This is a genomic window from Brasilonema bromeliae SPC951, assembly GCF_012912135.1.
Taxonomy (GTDB): Bacteria; Cyanobacteriota; Cyanobacteriia; order Cyanobacteriales; family Nostocaceae; genus Brasilonema; species Brasilonema bromeliae.
Genome location: NZ_QMEB01000344.1, coordinates 1 through 4,575, shown reverse-complemented (window position 1 = coordinate 4,575; position 4,575 = coordinate 1). Strand labels below are relative to the sequence as shown.

At 42.5% G+C, this 4,575-nt stretch carries 6 protein-coding genes; 2 read left to right on the top strand and 4 right to left on the bottom strand.

Annotated elements, in window-relative coordinates:
• On the bottom strand, positions 1–217 hold a 217-nt coding region (locus DP116_RS27175), incomplete at its 3' end, for a YbaB/EbfC family nucleoid-associated protein (RefSeq protein WP_169158094.1).
• Between the two features lie 493 nt (positions 218–710).
• Here DP116_RS27175 and DP116_RS27170 point away from each other — a divergent pair.
• Entirely contained in the window at positions 711–1,391 is a 681-nt protein-coding gene (locus DP116_RS27170) for a response regulator transcription factor (protein ID WP_169158093.1), read from the top strand.
• A 220-nt stretch (positions 1,392–1,611) separates the two neighbouring features.
• Complete coding sequence (locus DP116_RS27165) at positions 1,612–2,274, top strand: hypothetical protein (protein ID WP_169158092.1); 663 nt, start codon at positions 1,612–1,614, stop codon at positions 2,272–2,274.
• A gap of 21 nt (positions 2,275–2,295) precedes the next feature.
• Here DP116_RS27165 and DP116_RS27160 read toward each other — a convergent pair whose 3' ends face one another.
• The 3 genes from DP116_RS27160 to DP116_RS27150 form a co-directional block, all read right to left on the bottom strand.
• Positions 2,296–3,696, bottom strand: coding sequence for an AtzE family amidohydrolase (locus DP116_RS27160; RefSeq protein WP_169158091.1), 1,401 nt, complete (start codon positions 3,694–3,696; stop codon positions 2,296–2,298).
• Complete coding sequence (locus tag DP116_RS27155; RefSeq protein ID WP_169158090.1) at positions 3,693–3,881, bottom strand: DUF4089 domain-containing protein; 189 nt, start codon at positions 3,879–3,881, stop codon at positions 3,693–3,695. The genes DP116_RS27160 and DP116_RS27155 overlap by 4 nt, the downstream gene beginning before the upstream one ends.
• Positions 3,882–3,930: 49 nt before the next feature.
• On the bottom strand, positions 3,931–4,575 hold a 645-nt coding region (locus tag DP116_RS27150; protein WP_169158089.1), incomplete at its 5' end, for an ATP-binding response regulator.

The window sequence follows — 4,575 nt, the reverse complement described above, 5'->3', positions numbered from 1 at the left end:
ATGCGTTTGGAGAGATTTCCACTCGCCTCGGTTCTTGATTACCACTAACAACAACTTTGACTAAACCACCGCCGCTCTCTCCTTGAATCTCCATCTGTTCCAATTCTTCTTGGAGTCGCTTTGCGCCCTCTTGAACTTGTTGCGCTTTTTTAAAGGCATCAGCCAGTTCTCTCATTTTTCCCAAGCCAAAGCCAAATCCCTGTCCTTTACCTGTCATAATCTCTTGTCCAAGTGTGCTTTGAATGACAAATCAAATTCAATTATAGATGTCGTGAGTAAATTGTAGAGAGAGATTAGCCATAGCTTTGTTTACAAACAAGGAAGAAATCGCAAGACGGAACTTACTGTTATGTAGAACATTCAAAGCACTTAGAAATAGATTTTATTACGTTTGTGTTGGGTTCAATCGTTGACTTACCTTGTCATGTCTAGATTTTTTCAACTCACATTCTATTCAATGGAATATTCTTGACTATATTGTAGCAAATCATACAGCAATATATAATATTTAAAGTAGCCAGTTGATGGTGAGCTTAAGTTGTTAACCTTAAGAGGGATTTAATATTAATTTTATAAATCAACTTAATGGTAGTTACCTATTGTTAATCCTGTCATAGTATGAAAAATGAGAGTACTATTCTTACCTGTGTTTACTTATAGTGCTTATAAAAACAAACTCAAGACTAAAAAATCTTAGGGGTCTACTGACCATGCCCTTGACGATCCTCATAGTAGATGACGACCTGGGCACTCGTTTATCTATCAGCGATTATCTTGAACTATCTGGCTACTCAGTAATGACAGCGGATGATGGTCAAGAGGCTTTGACAATCGTGGAGGAACATCATCCTGACTTGATTGTCACTGACATAATCATGCCACGAATGAATGGATATGACTTAGTGAGGCGAGTGCGTCAACAACCAGGGTTCCGGTTGTTACCTGTCATATTGCTAACAGCGAGAACAAAAACTCAGGAAAGAATCCTAGGCTATCAGTCAGGATGCGATTTGTATTTGCCCAAACCTTTTGAACTAGAAGAGTTGGCTGCAGCAATTCGCAATCTTTTAGAGCGATCGCAAATTATTCAATCAGAGTACGGTTTTTCTCATCAAGAAAATTTCGTCACTCATACTCCCACAAAATCGCCTGACACCAATAACTTTGATGTGACTGGTATTCAAAAACCCCACATCTTCGACTTAACAGCTAGAGAGCAAGAAGTTCTGGAACTTTTGACTCATGGTCTTTCTAATGCTGAAATGGGTCAGCACCTGCATCTAAGTCCAAGAACTGTGGAGAAATACGTTAGTAGTTTATTGAGAAAAACTGAAACCAGCAACCGAGCCGAGTTGGTGCGTTTTGCCATTACGCATGGTCTTGTAAAATAGCTCACATTTATCTGTACATAATAAACGAATCATTCAGTGGGAGTATTATTTTTTGCTTATCTTGATACTTTCTACTATTGAATTTATATCTTGGGTTTGTTGACTGAGAGTTCATTTAGTAAATATGTAAATCCTTCAGAAAACATCAAAATATGTATCATATTAATTTTATGAAGAACAGTACTAAACTTTGAGTATCTTAGTATGAGTACCAAGGTTTATGTCTTTTCTTCATAAATTTTCCATCGCTGTACTCAGTACGGTTTATGTTGCAGTTGGTACAATAAACAAAGCTGGAGCAGTGACGTTAAACTTTGATGAGCTAGGTTCTCCTACACCGGTGGATGGGCTTACTGTCAAAGGGGTAACATTTGATTTCAAAATAAACGGTGTTGACTCTAGCGAAGCCATCTACAATCAATCTTTCCCTCCAAACTTTCCCAGCAACTTATTTGTTAATCTTCAAGCTCCACTTTTGGAAGGGAATGCAAAAGGTATTTTAACACTTGATTTCACTGCACCCATTTCAGCACTCCAGTTCGCTGTAGGAGTGGAAACAAGTGGTACCTTAACTTCTGGTCTAACTGTAGAACTTTTTGATACAGGATTAAAATCTTTAGGAATTACACCCGTGGATACCAGCAGCTTAGCTTTCTTGTCTGAGGGACTGTTCAAATATAACGGAGTTCCAATAACAAGGGCTGTGCTGGATTTTGATGAGACAAAATTAGGTTTTGATCCGAGTGTAGCTCCGCGATTTTCTCTCGACAACCTCACATACACCGCAGTACCTGAAACGTCATCGCTCTTCGGTTTGCTAGCTTTAGGTGCTTTGGGTGCAGGTGTGCGCTTATTACGTAAACAGCAGCAAAAAGCATTGTAACTCATAAATTCATAGCTTTAGTCATAGCTTTAGTGGCACTATTGGCGCTGAAATTACACCCTTTGCTTCCAGCACGGATGCTACTCGTAAAATCAGCGCTTCATTATATGGTGCAGCTATTAACTGTACGCCAAGGGGTAGAACGTTTGGACGTTGAATTGGTACTGACAAAACGGGCAACCCAATGAAAGATAATGGTTGAGTAAACAACCCCAAATGAGGACGGACAAGAATTTCTTCTCCATCTAAAATCATGGTTTCTTGACTTATGAGTGGTGCCGAAATTGGTGTCGTAGGCGCAAGAATGACATCTACCTTTTGAAAGATTTCTCGAACTTTATCTCTATACCATCTGCGAAAGCGTTGTGCTTGAATGTACCAGGTACTGGGTATCAAAGCACCAGCGAGAAAGCGATCGCGTGTTGCTGGATCAAAATCTTGGGGACGCAATTGCAGTTTCTCAAAGTGCAAATTTGCCCCCTCACAAGCTGTGATGACAAACGCTGCTGCACGCGCGCGATGCGCTTCAGGTATTGTGACATACTGGGTGACACCCAAAGCATCAGCAACTTTTTGTACTGCATCTATTGCTTCAGGACTTGCGCCTTTTGTAAAATAATCATCTGCAATACCAATACGTAAATCTTCTATATTTTGTCTTGACGTTGCATCCGAAAGTTCTACACGAGGACGTTTTGTACAAACTGGATCTCTCTCATCTTCTCCCTGAACCACATCAAACGCTGTCGCAATATCCCGCACCGAACGAGCAAATGGTCCAACATGGTCTAAACTGCTGGAAAATAATGCTACCCCAGCACGCGACAATCGCCCATAAGTCGGCTTCAAACCAAAAACACCACACAAAGCAGCAGGGACGCGAATAGAACCATTCGTATCAGAACCCAGCGTCAGTGGAACCAAACCAGCTGCAACCGCCGCCGCCGAACCACCCGATGAACCACCAGCTATCCGCTTTAAATCATGCGGATTATGTGTCACACCATAGTGAAAATTTTCCGTCACAAATCCATAGGCGTACTCATCCATATTCAAAGCACCTACAAGTACAGCACCCGCTTGCTTCAACCTTGCGACTGCTGTTGCATCCTGAGTTGCTGGAGAATTTTCCGCATTAATTTTTGCACCCGCAAGAGTCGTTAACCCAGCGATATCAAAAAGATTTTTGACAGCAAAAGGGACACCAGCCAAACAACCAGGATTTTTACCTTGAGAAATTTCCCTGTCAATTCTTTCTGCATCTGCCAAAGCAGTCTCAGCAGTTATAGTTGTAAAACAATTAAGTTCATTATCCCGCGCGGCAATTCTTTGTAAAGCAGCTTTAGTCACTTCCACCGCACTCACTTTACCTTCTCGCACAGCAGAAGCGATCGCAACAGCATCAACTAGTTCTAAACTCATGGCTCAAAAACAGAAGCAGCTTCAATTGTCTCAGGCAAAGGAAACTCATTCACAACTTGGGCGATCGCCATAATTCTCTCAAAATTCGCCACCACCCCACCTCGAAACTCATCCTTCAGCTGCAAATCCAACAACAAAGCCATCAAATCCACATACTCACCCACATTCAACTCCTTACCTTCCATCTCTCCTCCTCTTCCTCTTCCTCTGCGTCCTCTGCGCCTCTGCGGTTCGTTAACTCATACTTCGCCCAGTCAAATTTCCAATCACCGCAATCAATTCTCCCGGTTCAACAGGCTTAGCAACATGAGATTGAAACCCTGCTAAAAAAGCTGCCTTGCGATCCTCAGCCCTAGCATAAGCAGTCAATGCAATAGCCGGAATCCGTCCACCTTCATTAGACTCAAGCGCTCTCACTCGTCGCAGCAGAGCATAACCATCCTGTTCTGGCATACCAATATCACTAATAAGAATATCAAAACGTGAGTCAGACGTTTGCTCCTTCAGCGCCGCAATCACCTCATCTGCACTTCCCACTGCTACAACCTCAGCTCCACATTCTACAAGAATTTGAATCAGCAACTCACGAGCATCCACCTCATCATCCACCACTAATATTCGCAAACCATCCAACTGGGGAGTGCAATCGAACGGTAAAGGATCCCCCACAGTAGGATGCACCCGTGGTTGTATCTTGCTGCTAATAGGACTCAGCGGTAGCTTCACAGTAAACGTTGCTCCTTGTCCTTCCCCCGGACTTTCAACATGAACTGAACCACCATGCAACTCAACTAAGTTACGCACAATGGATAACCCCAATCCCAAACCGCCAAAAGACCGAGTGGTTGAGCTATCAGCCTGACGGAAGCGCTCAAAAAC

Bases quoted from the DNA above. Each gene is read 5' to 3' on its own strand.
- DP116_RS27170 (WP_169158093.1), top strand. From the start codon at position 711: ATGCCCTTGACGATCCTCATAGTAGATGACGACCTGGGCACTCGTTTA.
- DP116_RS27165 (WP_169158092.1), top strand. From the start codon at position 1,612: ATGTCTTTTCTTCATAAATTTTCCATCGCTGTACTCAGTACGGTTTAT.
- DP116_RS27160 (WP_169158091.1), bottom strand. From the start codon at position 3,696: ATGAGTTTAGAACTAGTTGATGCTGTTGCGATCGCTTCTGCTGTGCGA.
- DP116_RS27155 (WP_169158090.1), bottom strand. From the start codon at position 3,881: ATGGAAGGTAAGGAGTTGAATGTGGGTGAGTATGTGGATTTGATGGCT.